The sequence below is a fragment of the Pseudomonas putida genome (genome assembly GCF_028682175.1).
Taxonomy (GTDB): Bacteria; Pseudomonadota; Gammaproteobacteria; order Pseudomonadales; family Pseudomonadaceae; genus Aquipseudomonas; species Aquipseudomonas putida_AD.
This window is the reverse complement of record NZ_JANHKS010000009.1, coordinates 26,627-42,935: the sequence shown is the minus strand read 5'-3', so window position 1 is coordinate 42,935 and position 16,309 is coordinate 26,627. Positions and strand designations below refer to the sequence as shown.

The 16,309-nt window shown below is 60.9% G+C and carries 20 protein-coding genes; 10 read left to right on the top strand and 10 right to left on the bottom strand.

Annotation, left to right across the window (positions count from 1 at the left end; all coding sequences use genetic code 11):
* The first annotated feature begins 209 nt into the window (after nt 1-209).
* Nucleotides 210-1,130, top strand: coding sequence for an oxygen-dependent coproporphyrinogen oxidase (gene hemF, locus NPS29_RS08835; protein ID WP_274132062.1), 921 nt, complete (start codon nt 210-212; stop codon nt 1,128-1,130).
* On the top strand, nt 1,130-1,957 hold the full coding sequence (gene aroE, locus NPS29_RS08830; RefSeq protein ID WP_274132061.1) for a shikimate dehydrogenase: 828 nt from the start codon (nt 1,130-1,132) through the stop codon (nt 1,955-1,957). The genes hemF and aroE overlap by 1 nt, the downstream gene beginning before the upstream one ends.
* Before the next feature lie 115 nt (nt 1,958-2,072).
* On the opposite strand, the gene choX is transcribed toward aroE, so the two are convergent.
* Nucleotides 2,073-2,999 (bottom strand): choline ABC transporter substrate-binding protein, encoded by a 927-nt coding sequence (gene choX, locus NPS29_RS08825; protein ID WP_274132060.1) that lies wholly within the window; start codon nt 2,997-2,999, stop codon nt 2,073-2,075.
* A gap of 38 nt (nt 3,000-3,037) precedes the next feature.
* A complete protein-coding gene (betC, locus tag NPS29_RS08820) occupies nt 3,038-4,543 on the bottom strand; it encodes a choline-sulfatase (RefSeq protein WP_274132059.1) in 1,506 nt (501 codons plus the stop codon).
* Nucleotides 4,544-4,657: 114 nt separating this feature from the next.
* Between betC and NPS29_RS08815 the strand changes: the two genes are divergently transcribed.
* Together NPS29_RS08815 and NPS29_RS08810 are read left to right on the top strand one after the other, a co-directional pair.
* Entirely contained in the window at nt 4,658-5,608 is a 951-nt protein-coding gene (locus tag NPS29_RS08815) for a choline sulfate utilization transcriptional regulator (RefSeq protein ID WP_274132058.1), read from the top strand.
* Between the two features lie 160 nt (nt 5,609-5,768).
* Nucleotides 5,769-6,098 carry a DOPA 4,5-dioxygenase family protein gene (locus NPS29_RS08810; protein ID WP_274132057.1) on the top strand — a complete coding sequence of 110 codons (330 nt, stop codon included), beginning with the start codon at nt 5,769-5,771 and terminating at the stop codon, nt 6,096-6,098.
* Between the two features lie 144 nt (nt 6,099-6,242).
* On the opposite strand, the gene NPS29_RS08805 is transcribed toward NPS29_RS08810, so the two are convergent.
* The 3 genes from NPS29_RS08805 to trpB all read right to left on the bottom strand — a co-directional run bounded on the left by NPS29_RS08805 (nt 6,243) and on the right by trpB (nt 8,898).
* Nucleotides 6,243-6,734, bottom strand: a complete 492-nt coding sequence (locus tag NPS29_RS08805) for an anti-virulence regulator CigR family protein (RefSeq protein ID WP_274132055.1) — start codon at nt 6,732-6,734, stop codon at nt 6,243-6,245.
* A 125-nt stretch (nt 6,735-6,859) separates the two neighbouring features.
* Nucleotides 6,860-7,672: a tryptophan synthase subunit alpha gene (gene trpA, locus NPS29_RS08800; protein WP_274132053.1), complete on the bottom strand. Its 813-nt coding sequence runs from the start codon at nt 7,670-7,672 to the stop codon at nt 6,860-6,862.
* Entirely contained in the window at nt 7,672-8,898 is a 1,227-nt protein-coding gene (gene trpB, locus NPS29_RS08795; RefSeq protein WP_274132051.1) for a tryptophan synthase subunit beta, read from the bottom strand. Before trpB ends, trpA begins: the two co-directional genes overlap by 1 nt.
* A 134-nt stretch (nt 8,899-9,032) precedes the next feature.
* Here trpB and NPS29_RS08790 point away from each other — a divergent pair, with 134 nt between their 5' ends.
* Nucleotides 9,033-9,932: a LysR family transcriptional regulator gene (locus NPS29_RS08790; RefSeq protein WP_274132050.1), complete on the top strand. Its 900-nt coding sequence runs from the start codon at nt 9,033-9,035 to the stop codon at nt 9,930-9,932.
* A gap of 20 nt (nt 9,933-9,952) precedes the next feature.
* Here NPS29_RS08790 and NPS29_RS08785 read toward each other — a convergent pair whose 3' ends face one another.
* Complete coding sequence (locus tag NPS29_RS08785; RefSeq protein ID WP_120128247.1) at nt 9,953-10,279, bottom strand: DUF883 family protein; 327 nt, start codon at nt 10,277-10,279, stop codon at nt 9,953-9,955.
* A 190-nt stretch (nt 10,280-10,469) separates the two neighbouring features.
* On the opposite strand from NPS29_RS08785, the gene NPS29_RS08780 reads away from it, so the two are divergent.
* Nucleotides 10,470-10,685 (top strand): dodecin, encoded by a 216-nt coding sequence (locus NPS29_RS08780; RefSeq protein WP_274132047.1) that lies wholly within the window; start codon nt 10,470-10,472, stop codon nt 10,683-10,685.
* 150 nt (nt 10,686-10,835) lie between these two features.
* Nucleotides 10,836-11,060, top strand: coding sequence for a DUF1161 domain-containing protein (locus NPS29_RS08775; protein ID WP_274132046.1), 225 nt, complete (start codon nt 10,836-10,838; stop codon nt 11,058-11,060).
* A gap of 183 nt (nt 11,061-11,243) precedes the next feature.
* Here NPS29_RS08775 and NPS29_RS08770 read toward each other — a convergent pair whose 3' ends face one another.
* Nucleotides 11,244-12,245: an LLM class flavin-dependent oxidoreductase gene (locus tag NPS29_RS08770; RefSeq protein WP_274132045.1), complete on the bottom strand. Its 1,002-nt coding sequence runs from the start codon at nt 12,243-12,245 to the stop codon at nt 11,244-11,246.
* Between the two features lie 298 nt (nt 12,246-12,543).
* Here NPS29_RS08770 and NPS29_RS08765 point away from each other — a divergent pair, with 298 nt between their 5' ends.
* The gene (locus NPS29_RS08765; RefSeq protein WP_274132044.1) at nt 12,544-12,975 is read left to right on the top strand and encodes an OsmC family protein; all 432 of its coding nucleotides are present in this window, start codon (nt 12,544-12,546) and stop codon (nt 12,973-12,975) included.
* Nucleotides 12,976-13,105: 130 nt separating this feature from the next.
* The gene (locus tag NPS29_RS08760) at nt 13,106-13,339 is read left to right on the top strand and encodes a DUF1161 domain-containing protein (RefSeq protein WP_274132043.1); all 234 of its coding nucleotides are present in this window, start codon (nt 13,106-13,108) and stop codon (nt 13,337-13,339) included.
* 15 nt (nt 13,340-13,354) lie between these two features.
* Here the strand turns inward: NPS29_RS08760 and NPS29_RS08755 are convergent, their stop codons facing one another.
* On the bottom strand, nt 13,355-13,771 hold the full coding sequence (locus tag NPS29_RS08755; RefSeq protein WP_274132042.1) for a hypothetical protein: 417 nt from the start codon (nt 13,769-13,771) through the stop codon (nt 13,355-13,357).
* 110 nt (nt 13,772-13,881) lie between these two features.
* Here NPS29_RS08755 and NPS29_RS08750 point away from each other — a divergent pair, with 110 nt between their 5' ends.
* Nucleotides 13,882-14,943, top strand: a complete 1,062-nt coding sequence (locus NPS29_RS08750; protein WP_274132041.1) for an aminopeptidase — start codon at nt 13,882-13,884, stop codon at nt 14,941-14,943.
* A 92-nt stretch (nt 14,944-15,035) separates the two neighbouring features.
* Here the strand turns inward: NPS29_RS08750 and NPS29_RS08745 are convergent, their stop codons facing one another.
* On the bottom strand, nt 15,036-15,686 hold the full coding sequence (locus NPS29_RS08745; protein WP_274132040.1) for an HAD family hydrolase: 651 nt from the start codon (nt 15,684-15,686) through the stop codon (nt 15,036-15,038).
* A gap of 25 nt (nt 15,687-15,711) precedes the next feature.
* A complete protein-coding gene (locus tag NPS29_RS08740) occupies nt 15,712-16,260 on the bottom strand; it encodes a gamma carbonic anhydrase family protein (RefSeq protein ID WP_274132039.1) in 549 nt (182 codons plus the stop codon).
* Nucleotides 16,261-16,309: the final 49 nt, after the last annotated feature.

Below are 16,309 nucleotides of genomic sequence, written 5' to 3'. Positions count from 1 at the left end.
TTTCTCCGTCATGGATCGAAACTGCGTGGATCAACTATATGCGCGAAAGGGTTCTATCGGACTCCTTCGTTTGGTCTTCGTCAACTGCGGCGCGGGTCTGGCGGGTGATATGCTACGCGCCAATTTCGAGCCGCACGTTCCGACTGACGCTGCCCGCGCCAGCGAAGACGGCACTCAAAAACCCGTTTCAGGTTACTCAAGGTACTGCCATGTCCTTTCGCACCGATGCCGTCAAAGCCTACCTGCTCGATCTGCAAGACCGGATCTGCGCCGCTCTTGAGCACGAAGACGGCAAGGCCCGCTTCGTCGAAGACGCCTGGGAGCGCCCGGCCGGCGGTGGCGGGCGTACCCGTGTGATCGAGAACGGTGACGTCATCGAAAAGGGTGGGGTCAATTTCTCCCATGTATTCGGTTCGGGGCTGCCACCTTCAGCCAGCGCTCACCGTCCGGAACTGGCCGGACGTGGCTTCGAGGCCCTGGGCGTGTCGCTGGTCATGCACCCGCACAATCCACATGTTCCGACCTCCCACGCCAACGTGCGTTTCTTCATCGCGGAAAAAGAAGGCGAAGAGCCGGTCTGGTGGTTCGGTGGCGGCTTTGACCTCACGCCCTACTACGGCGTAGAGGAAGACTGCATTCACTGGCACCGCGTGGCCGAGCAGGCCTGCGCGCCGTTCGGGGCGGACGTCTATCCGCGCTACAAGGCCTGGTGCGACCGCTATTTCCACATCAAGCATCGCAACGAGCCACGGGGGGTGGGCGGCCTGTTCTTCGATGACCTGAACGAGTGGGACTTCGACACCAGCTTCGCCTTCCTGCGCGCCATTGGTGACGCGTTCGTCGATGCGTACCTGCCCATCGTCCAGCGCCGCAAGGCCACGCCTTACACGGCGCAGCAGCGTGAATTCCAGGAATTCCGCCGTGGGCGTTATGTGGAATTCAACCTGGTATACGACCGCGGCACCCTGTTCGGCCTGCAATCGGGCGGGCGTACCGAGTCGATCCTCATGTCGCTGCCGCCTCAGGTGCGCTGGGGCTACGACTGGAAAGCCGAACCTGGCAGCGAGGAGGCTCGCCTGACTGACTACTTCCTGCAAGACCGCGACTGGCTGGCCGAGGACGCCCGATAATGACTGACCAATACGTAGTGTTCGGCAACCCCATCGCCCACAGTAAATCGCCGCTGATTCATGCCCTGTTCGCCGAGCAGACCGGCGAGTCGCTGAATTACCAGACCTCCCTGGCGCCGCTGGATGGCTTCACCGCCTTCGCCCGGCACTTCTTTGAAACCGGGCTTGGTGCCAATGTCACCGTGCCGTTCAAGGAAGAGGCCTATCGCATGGCCGACCAGTTGACCGAGCGCGGGCGTCGTGCGGGCGCGGTCAACACCCTCGCCCGTCAGCCCGACGGCACGTTGCTGGGCGACAACACCGATGGCGCTGGCCTGGTGCGGGACCTGAAGGTCAACCACGGCATCACCCTCAAGGACAAACGCATCCTGTTGCTGGGAGCCGGCGGCGCGGTGCGTGGCGCGCTGGAGCCGTTACTGGCGCAGGAGCCACAGGCGTTGGTGGTGGCGAACCGTACGGTGGAAAAGGCCGAGAAGCTGGCGCAGGAATTCGCCGAGCTGGGGCCGATCCTGGCGGCCGGTTATGACTGGCTGGAAGAGCCGGTGGACATCATCATCAACGCGACGTCGGCGAGCCTGTCCGGTGAGCTGCCGCCGATTGCGCCGAGCCTGATCCAGCCTGGCGAAACCTTCTGCTACGACATGATGTACGCCAAGGAGCCAACCGCATTCTGCCGCTGGGCCAAGGAGCACAAGGCCGGGCAGGCGGTGGATGGGTTGGGGATGCTGGTTGAGCAGGCGGGCGAAGCGTTCTACCTGTGGCGCGGCGTACGCCCGGATTCGAAGCCGGTGCTGGCCGAGTTGCGGCGGTTGATGGCCAATACCTGATCAGAGTGGCTGCGATGATAAATGGGGTCTGAAACGACGCCATCGCGAGCAAGCTCACTCCTACAGGGTTTGCGCAGACCTGTAGGAGTGAGCTTGCTCGCGATGCCTTTCAGCTTTAAAGCTTTGCTTTCACCGCAGGCAGCGCATCCTTGTCATCAACGGTTTTCACCCCGTTGAGCCACTTCTCCAGCACGGCCGGGTTTTCCTTGATCCAGGCCTTGACCGCATCGGTGTTGCTGACCTTGTTGTCCACCACGTTCTTCATGATGGTGTTTTCCATGTCCTGGGTGAACGTCAGGTTGGAGAACAGCTTGGCCACGTTCGGGCAGGCGTCGGCGTAGCCCTTGCGGGTTACGGTGTAGACGCTGCCGGTGTCACCGAAGTACTTCTCGCCACCCTTGAGGTATTTCATCCCCTTGATCTGCACGTTCATCGGGTGCGGCGTCCAGCCCAGAAACACCACGAAGTCCTTCTTCTTCACGTTGCGCTGCACTTCGGCCAGCATGGCCTGTTCGCTCGACTCGACCAGCTTCCAGTCACCCAGCTCGAACTCGTTCTTCTTGATGATCTCCTGAATCGATGCGTTGGCCGGAGCCCCCGAGCCGATGCCGTAGATTTTCTTGTGGAACTTGTCAGCGAACTTGTTCAGGTCGGCGAAGTTATGCACACCCGCGTCGTAGACGTAGTCAGGCACCGCGAGGGTGAACTCGGTGCCTTCCAGGTTCTTGGCGTATTGCGTGACATCGCCGGTGGCGATGAACTTGTCGTAGAAGCCCTGCTGCGCAGGCATCCAGTTGCCCAGGAAAACGTCCATCTGACCGTCTTTGAGACCACCATAGGCAATCGGCACTGCCAGCGTATCGACCTTGGTCTTGTAACCCATGCCGTCGAGCAGAAAGCCCGCGGTGGCATTGGTTGCAGCGATATCGCTCCAACCCGGATCAGCCATCTTGACCGTACTGCAGCTTGCGTCAGCGGCGTATGTAACGACGCTGCTCAAGCTCATCACCGCAACCGCCAGCGTTGTGAACAACTTCTTCATGGTGTGCCCCTTTTTGGTTTTCTAGGTGGTGGCAGGGTTCAAGGTTGTGGATAACGGGCCTTGCGCTCCAGATCGTCGAGATCGATATGGTTGCGCATGTATTGCTGACTGGCGTCTACCAGCGGCTGGTGATCCCAACTCTTCAGCTTGCCGAGGGCCAGCGATTCGGCAACGAAACGCCGACGACGCTGGCTGGCGAGCACCTGGTGGTGTATCGCCTTGATGTCCCATTTGGCCCGTGCTTCTGCCAGGAACGCGTTGAACAGGTCGCGATAGGCCGAAGACTGGCTCAACTCTTCCTGTTCCTTCGGATCGTTGTACACGTCATACAGCAGACATGGGTCCTTTTCCGAATAGATGAATTTGTAGGCACCGCGACGGATCATCATCAGCGGGCTATTGGTGCCTTCGGCCATGTACTCGCCGAACACTTCGTCGTGCCCGCCCTCGCCTTGCAGGTGCGGCAGCAACGAACGGCCGTCCAGTGGCAGGCCGCTTTCCAGCTCGCCTTGAGCCAGGGCGACGAAAGTCGGCAGCAGGTCGGCGGTGGACACGGCAGCTTTCACGCGGCCAGCCTTGAACTGCCCCGGAGCGTAGACCAGCAGCGGCACGCGGGCAGACATTTCAAACCAGTGCATCTTGTACCAGAGGCCGCGCTCGCCAAGCATGTCACCGTGGTCGCCCGAGAACACGATGATGGTGTCTTCGGCAAGGCCCGTGTCTTCCAGGGTCTTCAGCAGTTTGCCGACGTTGTCGTCGATGTAGCTGCACGCACCGAAATACGCACGGCGGGCATCGCGGATCTTGTGCTCGGGCAGCGGCTTGTCCCACAGGTCATAGACCTTGAGCAGGCGCTGGGAGTGCGGGTCCTGATCGGCCTGGACTGGTGGCGCAGGCGGCATCGGAATCTCGTCGTCCCTGTAGAGGTTCCAGTACTCCTTGGGGATGGTGTACGGGTCATGCGGATGGGTCATCGACACCGTCAGGCAGAACGGCTGGTCGCCGTCTTCGCGCACATGGTCGAACAGGTACTGCTGGGCCTTGAACACCACTTCTTCGTCGAAATCGAGCTGGTTGGTGCGCACGCACGGACCGGCTTGCAGCACCGACGACATGTTGTGATACCAGGTCGGGCGCACATCCGGCTCGTCCCAGTTCACCGCCCAGCCGTAGTCGGCGGGATAAATGTCGCTGGTCAGGCGCTCTTCATAGCCGTGCAGTTGATCCGGGCCGCAGAAGTGCATCTTGCCCGACAGCGCGGTGCGATAGCCCAGCCGGCGCAGGTAGTGAGCGTAGGTCGGGACATCGGCAGGGAAATCGGCAGCGTTGTCGTAGGCGCCGATCTTGCTCGGCAACTGGCCGCTGACCAGGGTGAAACGCGACGGCGCGCACAGCGGGCTGTTGCAATAAGCGGCGTCGAACACCACGCCTTCGGCGGCGAGGCGGCTCAAATTCGGCATCTTGATTGGAGATGAGGCGTAAATCGGCAACATCGGCGCGGCCATCTGATCGGCCATGATGAAAAGAATGTTCTTGCGCTTCATGTCTTCGCGGCATTCCATAGTGAATATTTATGCGAAATTGCTGTTCCAGAGAATGAGACCCATGGGATCAGCGGTAAAGCCCATAAAACGCAATGCCTAGGATAAGCCACGCTTATGTTTGAATCCCTCGGTGACATGTCGTTGGACCTGCTTCGCGGTTTTGAAGCCGCTGCCCGTTTGCGCAGTTTCACGGCTGCCGCCATCGAACTGGGCACCACCCAACCGGCCATTAGCCAGCAAATCAAAAGGTTAGAAGAACAACTGGCAACGCGCCTGTTTGATCGCATCTATCGTGGGATTGAGCTGACCGACGCCGGAGAAATCTTGTTCAACCACGTGCAGGCCGGCTTGCAGTCGATGGACGCGGGGCTGAGCCTGATTACTGAGCAGCATCAGCACGAGGTGTTGCAGGTTGCGACTGACTTCGCTTTTGCCGCGTACTGGCTGATGCCGCGCCTGCATCGCTTTCACAAGCAGAACCCCGATGTCGATGTGAGCCTGGTGACCAGTGAGCGCAGCCACAGCATGCTGCGCGCCGACATCGATGTGGCCGTGCTGTTCGGCGATGGGCGCTTCAAACAGGGGGAAAGCCACTGGTTGTTCAGCGAAGAAGTGTTCCCGGTATGCAGCCCGCAGCTACTGGCGGGCCGCGCCCTGCCGATGCCCAACGAAGCGCTGCGCGATTATCCTTTGTTGCATTTGCGCGGCGAAGGCGGCAATAACTGGTTTGATTGGGCCGGTGTGTTTCGTGCCCTGAACATCGCCCAGGCGCCAGCGCCCGGCCAGTTGCGGTTCGACAATTACACCCTGCTGATTCAGGCTGCCATCGGTGGGCAGGGCGTGGCCATTGGCTGGCGGCATCTGGTGGATGATTTGCTGGAGCAAGGCCTGTTGTGCCGCCCGGTCGAGAGTGCGGCGATTTCGGCGTATGGGTATTACATTGTTCTGCCACAGCGCAAACGCCGGGTGCAGATTGTTCAGCGGTTTGTCGACTGGTTGAAAAGTGAGCAGGCGTTGAGCGGGGATTTGTTGACCGGCAAGCCGATGCCGTCCATCGCGGTGTGAGTGTTGGCGATGCTCTCTGTAGGAGTGAGCTTGCTGGCGATGGCGGTGGGTCTGTTATGAATGTGTCATTTGACGGACCGCTATCGCGAGCAAGCTCACTCCTACAGGTTTTTTGTCGTGTTTGATGACGATGAATGAATTCAAGATTGAGGGATTGAACATGTCACCCATTGAGGGCTACCACGCCCACGTTTACTTCGACGCCCAGACAATCGAGCAGGCCCGGGCCTTGTGCGAAACCGTTGCGGCGAAATTCGACATTCGCATGGGCCGTGTGCATGAGCGCCCTGTAGGACCGCATCCGGACTGGAGCTGCCAGTTGGCGTTTTCCCACGCGCAGTTCGCCGATGTGATGCTGTACCTGGCGCTGAATCGCAATGGGCTGGTGATCTTCATCCACCCTTCGACCGGTGATGATCTGGCCGACCACACCGAACATGCTATCTGGATGGGCGGAATCCGCGAGTTGAATGTGGGGATGTTCAGATAACGAAAGCCACTATGATCGTGCCCACGCTCCGCGTGGGCATGCATCTGGCGACGCTCCGCGTCGCACCGGCCGCGAAGCGGCCTGAACGGCGTTCCCACGCAGAGCGTGGGAACGATCATTTAGGCGGCAGGCGGAAGGCGGCGGTCAGTTCAGCACACCCTCCAGAATCTCATACACAATCCCGCTGCCCACCGCGATCAGCACGATATCCGGGCCGAGGCGGCGCCATTCGTAGCCTTCGTAACGCGGCAGGTATTGCAGCGAGCGGTCGTCCAGACGACGGCCGTAGCCCCTTGGCAGCGGGTGGCCCTTCACGATGTGCACGCCGGGCGGCAGCGGCTGGCCGCGACCGATGACTTCGCGATGCTCGGAGATCGTGCGGCGAACGTCGCCAAAGTCAGCGGGTGGACGGCCGCCACGATGGTCGTCGCCGCGATTGTCCGGGCGGTGGTCGTCACGATGTTCATTGCCTCGCTGCTCTTGAGGACCACCTTGCGGGCCGCGGTCCTGGTGCTGTTGACCCTGGCCGTGATCATCGTGGCCGTCACGTTGATCCGGCGGCGCTGCGTGGACCAGCGCGCTGGCGCTGACCATCAACACACCCAACCTTGCGATCAGACGATTCGAGACTTTCATGTAGCGCGCTCCTGAGCAAATTCGAGTCAGCAAAAAGGGGTTCAGAATCAGGTTCCGAACCCCTTTGCTGTACTACTTAGTCTGCTAACGAAGCCGCAGATTCCTCTGTATCAGGAACTTTACCTTCAGGCTACACGGGCCTTACGCACGCCTTCGGACAAGTCCGAACACAGCTTCAACACGCCGCTGACCGCTTGCTCCGGCGACTGGGCACTGGCGATCTGGTCGATCAGCGCAGAACCCACCACCACGCCGTCTGCGACGCGGGCAATGGCTGCTGCCTGATCCGGGGTGCGAATCCCGAATCCGACGCTGATCGGCAGGTCCGAGTGACGGCGCAGACGCGCAACGGCTTCCTTGACGTGCTCGATGGTCGCCGAGCCTGCACCGGTCACGCCTGCAACCGAGACGTAGTAAACGAAGCCCGAGCTGCCGTTCAGAACGGTCGGCAGACGCTTGTCGTCGGTGGTCGGCGTGGTCAGGCGGATGAAGTCCAGACCGGCATCCTGCGCAGGGTCGCACAACTCGTTGTTGTGCTCTGGCGGCAGGTCGACAACGATCAGGCCATCGACTCCGGATTCATGGGCTTCGGCAATGAAGCGTTCGACGCCGTAGTTGTGGATCGGGTTGTAGTAGCCCATCAGCACCAGTGGCGTGTTGCTGTCTTCAGTACGGAACTCGCGAACCATCTGCAGGGTTTTCGCCAGGTTCTGTCTGGCATCCAGCGCACGAATGTTCGCCAGCTGGATCGCCGGGCCGTCGGCCATCGGATCGGTGAAGGGCATGCCCAGCTCGATCACGTCGGCACCGGCTTTTGGCAGGCCTTTGAGGATTGCCAGCGAGGTGTCATAAGACGGGTCGCCTGCGGTGATAAAGGTCACCAGGGCGGCGCGGTTTTGTTCTTTCAGCTCGGCAAAACGGCTTTGCAGGCGGCTCATCAGTGTTTCTCCTGCTGGGACAGATCCAGATGATGCATGACGGTTTGCATGTCCTTGTCACCGCGACCGGACAGGTTGACCACCATCAGGTGATCTTTTGGCAGCGTTGGTGCGCGCTTGAACACTTCGGCCAGGGCATGGGCACTTTCCAGCGCCGGGATGATGCCTTCCAGGCGGCAGCACTGGTGGAACGCGGCCAGGGCTTCGTCGTCGGTGATCGAGGTGTATTCGACGCGACCGATGTCATGCAACCAGGCGTGTTCAGGGCCGATGCCGGGATAGTCCAGGCCTGCGGAAATCGAGTGGGCGTCGATGATCTGGCCGTCGTCGTCCTGCAGCAGGAAGGTGCGGTTGCCGTGCAGTACGCCCGGCACGCCGCCGTTCAGGCTGGCTGCGTGCTTGCCGGTCTCGATGCCGTGGCCGGCCGCTTCGACGCCGATGATGCGCACGGTGGTGTCATCCAGGAACGGGTGGAACAGGCCCATGGCATTGGAACCGCCGCCGATGCAGGCGACCAGGCTGTCCGGCAGGCGGCCTTCCTGTTCTTGCAGCTGCTCGCGGGTTTCCTTGCCGATCACGGCCTGGAAGTCGCGAACCATCGCAGGATACGGGTGCGGACCTGCAACGGTGCCGATCAGGTAGAAGGTGCTGTCGACGTTGGTCACCCAGTCACGCAGCGCCTCGTTCATCGCATCTTTCAGGGTGCCGGTGCCGGCGACAACCGGGATCACGGTGGCGCCCAGCAGCTTCATGCGGAACACGTTCGCCTGCTGGCGCTCGATGTCGGTGGTGCCCATGTAGATCACGCATTCCAGGCCGAAACGTGCAGCCACGGTGGCCGTTGCCACGCCGTGCATGCCCGCGCCAGTCTCGGCGATGATGCGTTTCTTGCCCATGCGCCGCGCCAGCAGGATCTGGCCGATGCAGTTGTTGATCTTGTGCGCGCCGGTGTGGTTCAGCTCTTCGCGCTTGAGGTAGATCTTGGCGCCGCCGCAGTGTTCGGTCAGGCGTTCGGCGAAATACAGCGGGCTTGGACGGCCCACATAGTCGCGCTGAAAGTAGGCCAGTTCCTTGAGGAACGCAGGATCCTCCTTCGCCGCTTCGTATTCGCGGTTCAGGTCGAGGATCAGGGGCATCAGGGTTTCAGCGACGTAACGGCCGCCAAACGCGCCGAACATGCCGCGATCGTCCGGGCCATTGCGATATTGGGTCTGAGTCTGGGACATGAGGAGCTCCAATTGACTAGTGCCGAGTGACAAATAAGGTGAGCCGTTGAGGCAGTGAAAACACTTTAACCAGCGCGCAGGCCGGTGAAAACCGATAAGATCGCTACAACCTGTCAGGAAAACTCACAGATATCATGAGCCGTGATCTTCCCCCGCTGAACGCCCTGCGCGCCTTCGAAGCCACTGCCCGCCTGAACAGCGTCAGTCAGGCCGCCGAACAACTGCATGTCACCCACGGCGCGGTCAGCCGGCAGTTGAAGGTGCTGGAAGAACATCTGGGCGTGAGCCTGTTCAGCAAGGACGGGCGCGGCCTTAAACTCACAGATGCCGGTATTCGTCTGCGTGATGCCAGCGGCGAAGCTTTCGACCGGCTGCGCAGCGTTTGTGCCGAGTTGAGCCAGGGCAGTGCCGATGCGCCTTTCGTGTTGGGCTGCTCGGGTAGCCTGCTGGCGCGCTGGTTCATCCCCAGGCTTGGGCGATTGAACGCAGATTTGCCGGATTTGCGCCTGCATCTGTCGGCCGGCGAAGGCGATCTCGATCCACGCCGCCCCGGCCTGGACGCATTGCTGGTATTCGCAGAGCCGCCCTGGCCTGCCGACATGCAGGTGTTCGAGCTTGCCAGCGAGCGGATCGGCCCGGTCATGAGCCCGCGGTTTGCGCGTTTCGAGTCGCTGCGCGCGGCGCCTGCCACTGCGCTGTTGAACGAGCCGTTGCTGCAAACCATGTCGCGCTTGCAGGCCTGGCCTAGCTGGGCGAAACACAACGGTATCAATCCCGACGCGCTGCATTACGGCCAGGGTTTCGAGCATCTGTATTACTTGCTGGAGGCCGCTGTTTCAGGCCTGGGGATCGCCATCGCACCTGAACAGCTGGTAGCCGATGACCTGAAGGCAGGTCGCCTCGCTGCGCCATGGGGCTTCAGTGAAACCCCGGCGCAACTGGCGTTGTGGGTGCCTAAACGTGCCGCCGACGGGCGCGCCCGGCAATTGGCCCAGTGGCTGGGGCAAGAGCTGGCGCGTTCAGGCCCGGCGTAACGGGACCCTGCATGTTCCGGTCAGTTACCGCGCTTGCACAGCAAATACGCTGCCAGCAGACCGATTGCACCAACAGCCACACCGGCTGTAGTCCAAGGGTGTTCCTGGGCGTAATCGCGGGTAGCCACGCCGGTTTCGCGGGTTTTCACTTTGACGTCTTCGTAGACATCGCTCAGCAGGCTGCGCGAATGGCTCAGCGCGCTTTCAGCGTTGGCTTTCAGAGTCTTCAGGGTTTTGCGCGACTCGTCCGAAGCGTCCGACTTCAAGCTCTCCAACGACTTGAGCAGACTTTCGATCTCGGCTTCCATGCTTTGCAGCGACGCTTTACGGGATGAGGTGAATGCCATGATTGTGACTCTCCTGCAGTGATGAGTGGCGTGTGAAGATTCCGACTACAGGGTTTTCAGAAAGTGCAGTGAAGGTTGGTCGCGGGTTTGCCCAAGGGTGATTTTTGTGAACTTTCCGGGCGTTTCTCCCGCCAGAGTTAGGGATTGAATTCGCTGCTACGCTGCAAAAGACCCTATTAGGAGAACTGCCATGTCCGATCATCGCACCTACAAAATCCTCGAACTGGTCGGCTCATCGACCACCAGCACCGACGACGCCATCCAGAACGCGATCGCCCAGGCCGCCAAGACGGTGAAGCTGCTGGAGTGGTTCGAAGTTATCGAGACCCGTGGCCACATCGAGGATGGCAAGGTGGCGCACTTCCAGGTGACGCTCAAAGTGGGCTTCCGCATCGATAACAGCTGAAAACACTGAACTTTCGAACTGGCCGAATGCCACAACCTTCACTATACATAACCCGCCGTTCGTGAATTCGGACGCGTGTTTCATGTATCGGGCCGCCCTTTTCGGGCGGCCTCTTTCGCTTGAAAAGCGCCTGACGATGGAGTGTGACCGATGAAGAAGATTCTTTTGGCGGTAGGGTTGTTGAGTATTGCGGGCACCACCATGGCAGCCGGGAAATCCTGCGATGACGTGAAGGCCGGGATCGACGCGAAGATCAAGGCCAAGGGCGTGTCGTCCTACACGTTGGAGGCGGTGGACAAAGGCAGCGCGGCGGGTGGGAAGGTTGTCGGCACCTGCGACGGCGGCAGCAAGGAGATTGTCTACAAGCGCGGCTGATTTCGGCCCGTTGTACAAAAAAACCGACGCCACTGCGTCGGTTTTTTATTGCCCGATATTCGGAATCCAACGACACCCCGTAGCAGCACGGCTTGCCGGCGGGAGCGGTGTGTCAGACGACGCATTTGTTACAGATACACCGCTCCCGCCGGCAAGCCGTGCTGCTACGAGGGCAGAGTCGCCTCAGCCCCTGGCGACTTGCGCCAGGATTTCATACGAACGCAGCCGGTCGGCGTGTTCGTACATGTCGCAGGTAAAGATCAGCTCATCGGCATCGGTCTGCTCAAGCAGCACCTCCAGCTTGGCGCGGATCTTCTCGGGGCCGCCGACCATCGCAAGGCCCAGGAAATCCATCACCGCCTCGCGCTCGTGGGGCAGCCACAGGCCGTTCATGCTGTCCACGGGCGGCTTTTGCATCAGGCTCTGGCCTCGCATCAGGTTGAGGATGCGCTGGTACACCGAAGTCACCAGGTAGTCGGCCTGCTCGTCGGTATCGGCGGCCGCCAGCGGCACGCCCAGCATCACGTAAGGCTTGTCCAGCACCTCGGAAGGCTGGAAGTGATTGCGATAGACGCGAATCGCCTCGTGCATGTAGCGCGGCGCGAAATGCGATGCGAAGGCGTAGGGCAAACCGCGCTGGCCGGCCAGTTGCGCGCTGAACAGGCTTGAGCCCAGCAGCCAGATCGGCACGTTGGTGTTGCTGCCAGGCACAGCGATCACCCGTTGATGCGGCTGGCGCGGGCCCAGATAGCTCATCAGCTCCGCGACGTCGTCCGGAAAATCATCGGCGCTGCCGGAGCGTTCGCGGCGCAGGGCGCGGGCGGTCATCTGGTCGGAGCCAGGCGCACGGCCCAGGCCCAGGTCGATGCGACCGGGAAACAGGCTTGCCAGGGTGCCGAACTGTTCGGCGATGACCAGCGGCGCATGGTTGGGCAGCATCACACCGCCGGAGCCTACGCGGATGCTCGAAGTCCCGCCCGCCAAGTACGCCAGCAACACGGAAGTCGCGGAGCTGGCGATGCCGTCCATGTTGTGGTGTTCGGCCACCCAGAAGCGGTTGTAACCCCATTTCTCGGCGTGTTGCGCCAGATCCAGCGAGTTGTGCAGGGAGACGGCCGGGCCTTTGTCCTCGCGCACCGGAACCAGATCGAGCATGGAAATCTTCACATCAGCTAAACGTTTCATAGGCTGCGGTTGATCCTCTTGGGGCCGGGCCCTGCGCCGAATAAACGGCCGGCGCGAAAGCGATACCCACATTAAGACTAAATATTTGCGTTAAGCCATAGGATAAGGCCGGATTCTCAGGTTGCAATGGGTAGCGAGAAAATCCCTACTGATTTGGTCGGAAATATGCCTGGTCATTCAGGAAAAACCTTTCGTTAAAAAAGCACAGGCGTCACAACGGTTGAACCAAGTGGCGCCTACACTCCTCTGACTTTTGTCCATGTGCGAGCCCTTCGCACCTATTTCACGAGGAGACACCATGAGCATCGTCAAGAAAGCATCCGCCCACTGGGAAGGTGATCTGAAGTCAGGCATCGGCAGCATCTCCACTGAAACCGGCGTGCTGCGTGAAGCGCCTTACGGCTTCAAGGCCCGTTTCGAAGGCGGCAAGGGCACCAACCCTGAAGAACTGATCGGCGCGGCGCACGCAGGCTGCTTCTCGATGGCACTGTCGATGATCCTCGGTGGCGAGAACCTGAAGGCCGACAGCATCGACACCACTGCCGACGTCACCCTGGACCAGGTCGATGGCGGCTTCGCGATCACCGCGGTTCACCTGACCCTCAAGGCCAAGGTGCCGGGCGCGACCCAGGAGCAGTTCGAGCGCCTGACCCAAGCCGCGAAAGAAGGCTGTCCGGTCTCCAAGGTGCTGAACGCCAAGATCACTCTGGACGCCACACTGGTCAGCTGATAGCTGCCCTGTAGCAACCTCGATGGCCCGCAATTGCGGGTCATTGTCGTTATGGGACCGGTAGAACCGGCCGGGCACGGCAAGGTCTGATGCAATGCCGCTGCGCAGCGCACGGCTTTAGGAGCCCCACATGAAACGTATTGTGTTAACCCTGATCGTCAGCGCCTTGGCCACCAGTGCCTTCGCCGCGCCCAAGCCCTGCGAAGAACTCAAGGCCGAGATCGAAGCCAAGATCCAGGCGCAGAACGTCAGTTCCTACACCCTCGAGATCGTCAGCAACGAAGAGGTTCACGATCAGAATATGGTCGTGGGTTCGTGCGAAAACGGCACCAAAAAGATCATCTACCAGAAGAATGATCGGTAACCTGCAAACCCTGAGCTAGGGAATGCAGAAGATCTCACCCTCTTCGGCCAGCACCTTGCGCTGTTCGTCACGCAGTTGCGCGTCGATGCTGTTGGCGACGTGGCGCACATCCAGGCGATAACGATGGCCCGCTTCGAAATGGTCGTAGTTGACCGTGACGTAGCAGGTCAGCTCGTTGTAGATGTCCATCGACAGGCCCAGGCCGCCGGGTGCGTATTCATAGTCATAACGCACTTCGAGCTTGTGTTTGCCCGGCGATACCTGAAAGAAGCGGCCGTCTTCGGTGCGCTTGCCGTCGAGCTTGTCGGCCATCAGCGTCTTGCCGGTGTAGGTGTGCAGATCGACCCAGGCTTGTTGCGGGTCAACGGCGGGGAGCGGCCCTGCACAGCCAGCCAGAAGGCTCAGGGCGATGATCGACAGGGGCAGGCGCATGACAGACTCCGCATTAGGCAGATGACGGGGATGGTTGCGTCAGGGGCCGGGTCTGCGGCATAACGCTGGGGCTTTATACCCCTCATGTATTTCGACGGTAAGGCCGCCGCATGATTCGAAACAAAAAGCAGTGGCTGCTGCGCGGCCTGTCCATGCTGGCGATTTTACTCCTCAGCGGCTGTTCCAGTCTTTCCTATTACACGCAATTGGCCGAAGGCCAGCTTGACCTGCTGCGCGCCCGTGAACCTGTGGCAGATGTGATTGCCGACCCCCAGCGCGACCCCAAACTGCGCGAGCACCTGCGCAAGGCGCAACAGGCTCGTGAGTTCGCGAGCCAGCACCTGCATCTGCCGGACAACCAGAGTTACCGGCTGTACGCCGACATCCACCGCCAGTATGTGGTCTGGAATGTCTTCGCCACGGGAGAGTTCTCGCTGGACCCGGTCACCCACTGTTTCCCCATTGCCGGCTGCGTGGCGTATCGCGGCTATTACAGCCAGGGCGCGGCGCGGGGCGAGGCGGCGTTGCAGAAGCTTGACGGCAAGGATGTCTACGTCAGTGGCGTGGAGGCCTATTCGACGCTGGGCTGGTTCGATGATCCGATCATCAGCTCGATGATGAACTGGGGCGACGAGCGCCTGGCGACCCTGATCTTCCACGAGCTGGCGCACCAGCGCTTCTACGTGCAGGACGACAGTGAGTTCAACGAGTCCTACGCCACCTTCGTCGAGCAGGAGGGCACGCGGCAATGGCGCGCTGCCCGGGGCCTGCCGGCTGAAGGCGCGTCATCCGAAAGCCAGCGCAGGGATCAACTGACCACACTGGTGCTCGCCACGCGGGACCGGCTCAAGGCGCTGTACGCCGAGCCACTGAGCCCGGAAGTGATGCGCCAGCGCAAGGCCGCTGAGTTCGAGCGGCTGCGCAGCGAATACCGGACGATGCGCGACAGCCAGTGGGGCGGCGACAAGCGCTTTGACACTTGGGTCTACGCGCCGATGAACAACGCCCGGCTACTGCCCATCGGCCTGTATGACCAATGGACGCCCGCGTTCGCGGCGCTGTTCAAGGAGGTTGGCGGCGACTGGCCTGCATTTTTCGCAGCCGTGGAGAAGATGGGCGCTTTGCCCAAGGATCAGCGCAAGGCGGCGTTGGAGCGGCTAATTTCCTCGTAGCAGCACGGCTTGCCGGCGGGAGCGGTGTGTCAGACGATGAACGCGTTACAGACACACCGCGGTCGCGGGCAAGCGCGCTCCTACAAATGTCCTCAGGGCTTGAGGAACGCCTCACGCAGTGCCTTCACCGACTCGAAATGATAGGTCGGCGCCTCGGCTTCCAGCTCCTCGCGGCTGCCAAACCCGTACCCCACCGCCGCCACATCCAGCCCGTTCCGCTTGCCGCCGATCAGGTCATGTTTGCGGTCGCCGATCATCAGCGTCTGTTTGGGATCGAGCTTTTCCTCGTCCAGCAGATGCCGGATCAGCTCGACCTTGTCGGTCCGCGTACCGTCCAGTTCACTGCCGTAGATCAGCTTGAAATGCCGGGCGAAGTCGAAATGCCGGGCGATTTCATGGGCGAACACCCAAGGCTTGGAGGTCGCGATGAACAGCGTGCGACCTTGATCGGACAGCAGGTCGAGCAGTTCGAAAATTCCGTCGAACACCAGGTTTTCATACAGCCCGGTCACTTTGAAACGCTCGCGGTAGAAACCCACCGCTTCCCAGGCGCGGGCTTCGTCGAAGTCATAGGTGCGCATGAATTGCTGCAACAGCGGCGGGCCGATGAAGTGTTCAAGCTGGGTGATGTCGGGTTCGTCGATGCCCAGATTGCTCAGGGCGAACTGGATCGAACGGGTGATGCCTTCGCGAGGATCGGTCAGGGTGCCGTCCAGATCGAACAGGATATTCTGGTAATGCATGTCGTCTCTCGTTTGCGGCCGGGGATCAGCAGGGCTTGTCGAAGCCTTCGGCCAGGTGCTGATCTTTCAATTTCACGTAATTGGTGGCGCTGTAGGGGAAGAAGGCAATTTCCTTCTCGGTCAGCGGGCGCGCCTGTTTCACCGGGCGGCCCACGTACAGAAAGCCGCTTTCCAGGCGCTTGCCCGGTGGCACCAGGCTGCCGGCGCCGATGATGACTTCGTCCTCGACCACGGCGCCGTCCATGATCGTGCTGCCCATGCCGATCAGGATGCGGCTGCCGATGGTGCAGCCGTGCAGCATGACCTTGTGGCCGATGGTCACCTCATCGCCGATCAGCAGCGGGAAGCCGTCCGGGTTGAACGGGCCTGCGTGGGTGATGTGCAACACGCTGCCGTCCTGCACGCTGGTGCGCGCGCCGATACGGATGCGGTGCATGTCGCCGCGAATCACCGTCAGCGGCCAGACGGAGCTGTCGGCGCCGATTTCGACATCACCGATAACAATTGCCGAATGGTCGACGAAAGCCCGCTCGCCAACGGCCGGCGTGTGATTCTGGAATTTTCGGATCGCCACAATAGGCTCCTTCTCTGATGCTGATAGCTGCGGTCAGCGCCGATTGTAA

Coding starts and splice junctions, on each gene's coding strand:
- hemF (WP_274132062.1), top strand. CDS start 210: ATGTCCTTTCGCACCGATGCCGTCAAAGCCTACCTGCTCGATCTGCAA.
- aroE (WP_274132061.1), top strand. CDS start 1,130: ATGACTGACCAATACGTAGTGTTCGGCAACCCCATCGCCCACAGTAAA.
- choX (WP_274132060.1), bottom strand. CDS start 2,999: ATGAAGAAGTTGTTCACAACGCTGGCGGTTGCGGTGATGAGCTTGAGC.
- betC (WP_274132059.1), bottom strand. CDS start 4,543: ATGAAGCGCAAGAACATTCTTTTCATCATGGCCGATCAGATGGCCGCG.
- NPS29_RS08815 (WP_274132058.1), top strand. CDS start 4,658: ATGTTTGAATCCCTCGGTGACATGTCGTTGGACCTGCTTCGCGGTTTT.
- NPS29_RS08810 (WP_274132057.1), top strand. CDS start 5,769: ATGTCACCCATTGAGGGCTACCACGCCCACGTTTACTTCGACGCCCAG.
- NPS29_RS08805 (WP_274132055.1), bottom strand. CDS start 6,734: ATGAAAGTCTCGAATCGTCTGATCGCAAGGTTGGGTGTGTTGATGGTC.
- trpA (WP_274132053.1), bottom strand. CDS start 7,672: ATGAGCCGCCTGCAAAGCCGTTTTGCCGAGCTGAAAGAACAAAACCGC.
- trpB (WP_274132051.1), bottom strand. CDS start 8,898: ATGTCCCAGACTCAGACCCAATATCGCAATGGCCCGGACGATCGCGGC.
- NPS29_RS08790 (WP_274132050.1), top strand. CDS start 9,033: ATGAGCCGTGATCTTCCCCCGCTGAACGCCCTGCGCGCCTTCGAAGCC.
- NPS29_RS08785 (WP_120128247.1), bottom strand. CDS start 10,279: ATGGCATTCACCTCATCCCGTAAAGCGTCGCTGCAAAGCATGGAAGCC.
- NPS29_RS08780 (WP_274132047.1), top strand. CDS start 10,470: ATGTCCGATCATCGCACCTACAAAATCCTCGAACTGGTCGGCTCATCG.
- NPS29_RS08775 (WP_274132046.1), top strand. CDS start 10,836: ATGAAGAAGATTCTTTTGGCGGTAGGGTTGTTGAGTATTGCGGGCACC.
- NPS29_RS08770 (WP_274132045.1), bottom strand. CDS start 12,245: ATGAAACGTTTAGCTGATGTGAAGATTTCCATGCTCGATCTGGTTCCG.
- NPS29_RS08765 (WP_274132044.1), top strand. CDS start 12,544: ATGAGCATCGTCAAGAAAGCATCCGCCCACTGGGAAGGTGATCTGAAG.
- NPS29_RS08760 (WP_274132043.1), top strand. CDS start 13,106: ATGAAACGTATTGTGTTAACCCTGATCGTCAGCGCCTTGGCCACCAGT.
- NPS29_RS08755 (WP_274132042.1), bottom strand. CDS start 13,771: ATGCGCCTGCCCCTGTCGATCATCGCCCTGAGCCTTCTGGCTGGCTGT.
- NPS29_RS08750 (WP_274132041.1), top strand. CDS start 13,882: ATGATTCGAAACAAAAAGCAGTGGCTGCTGCGCGGCCTGTCCATGCTG.
- NPS29_RS08745 (WP_274132040.1), bottom strand. CDS start 15,686: ATGCATTACCAGAATATCCTGTTCGATCTGGACGGCACCCTGACCGAT.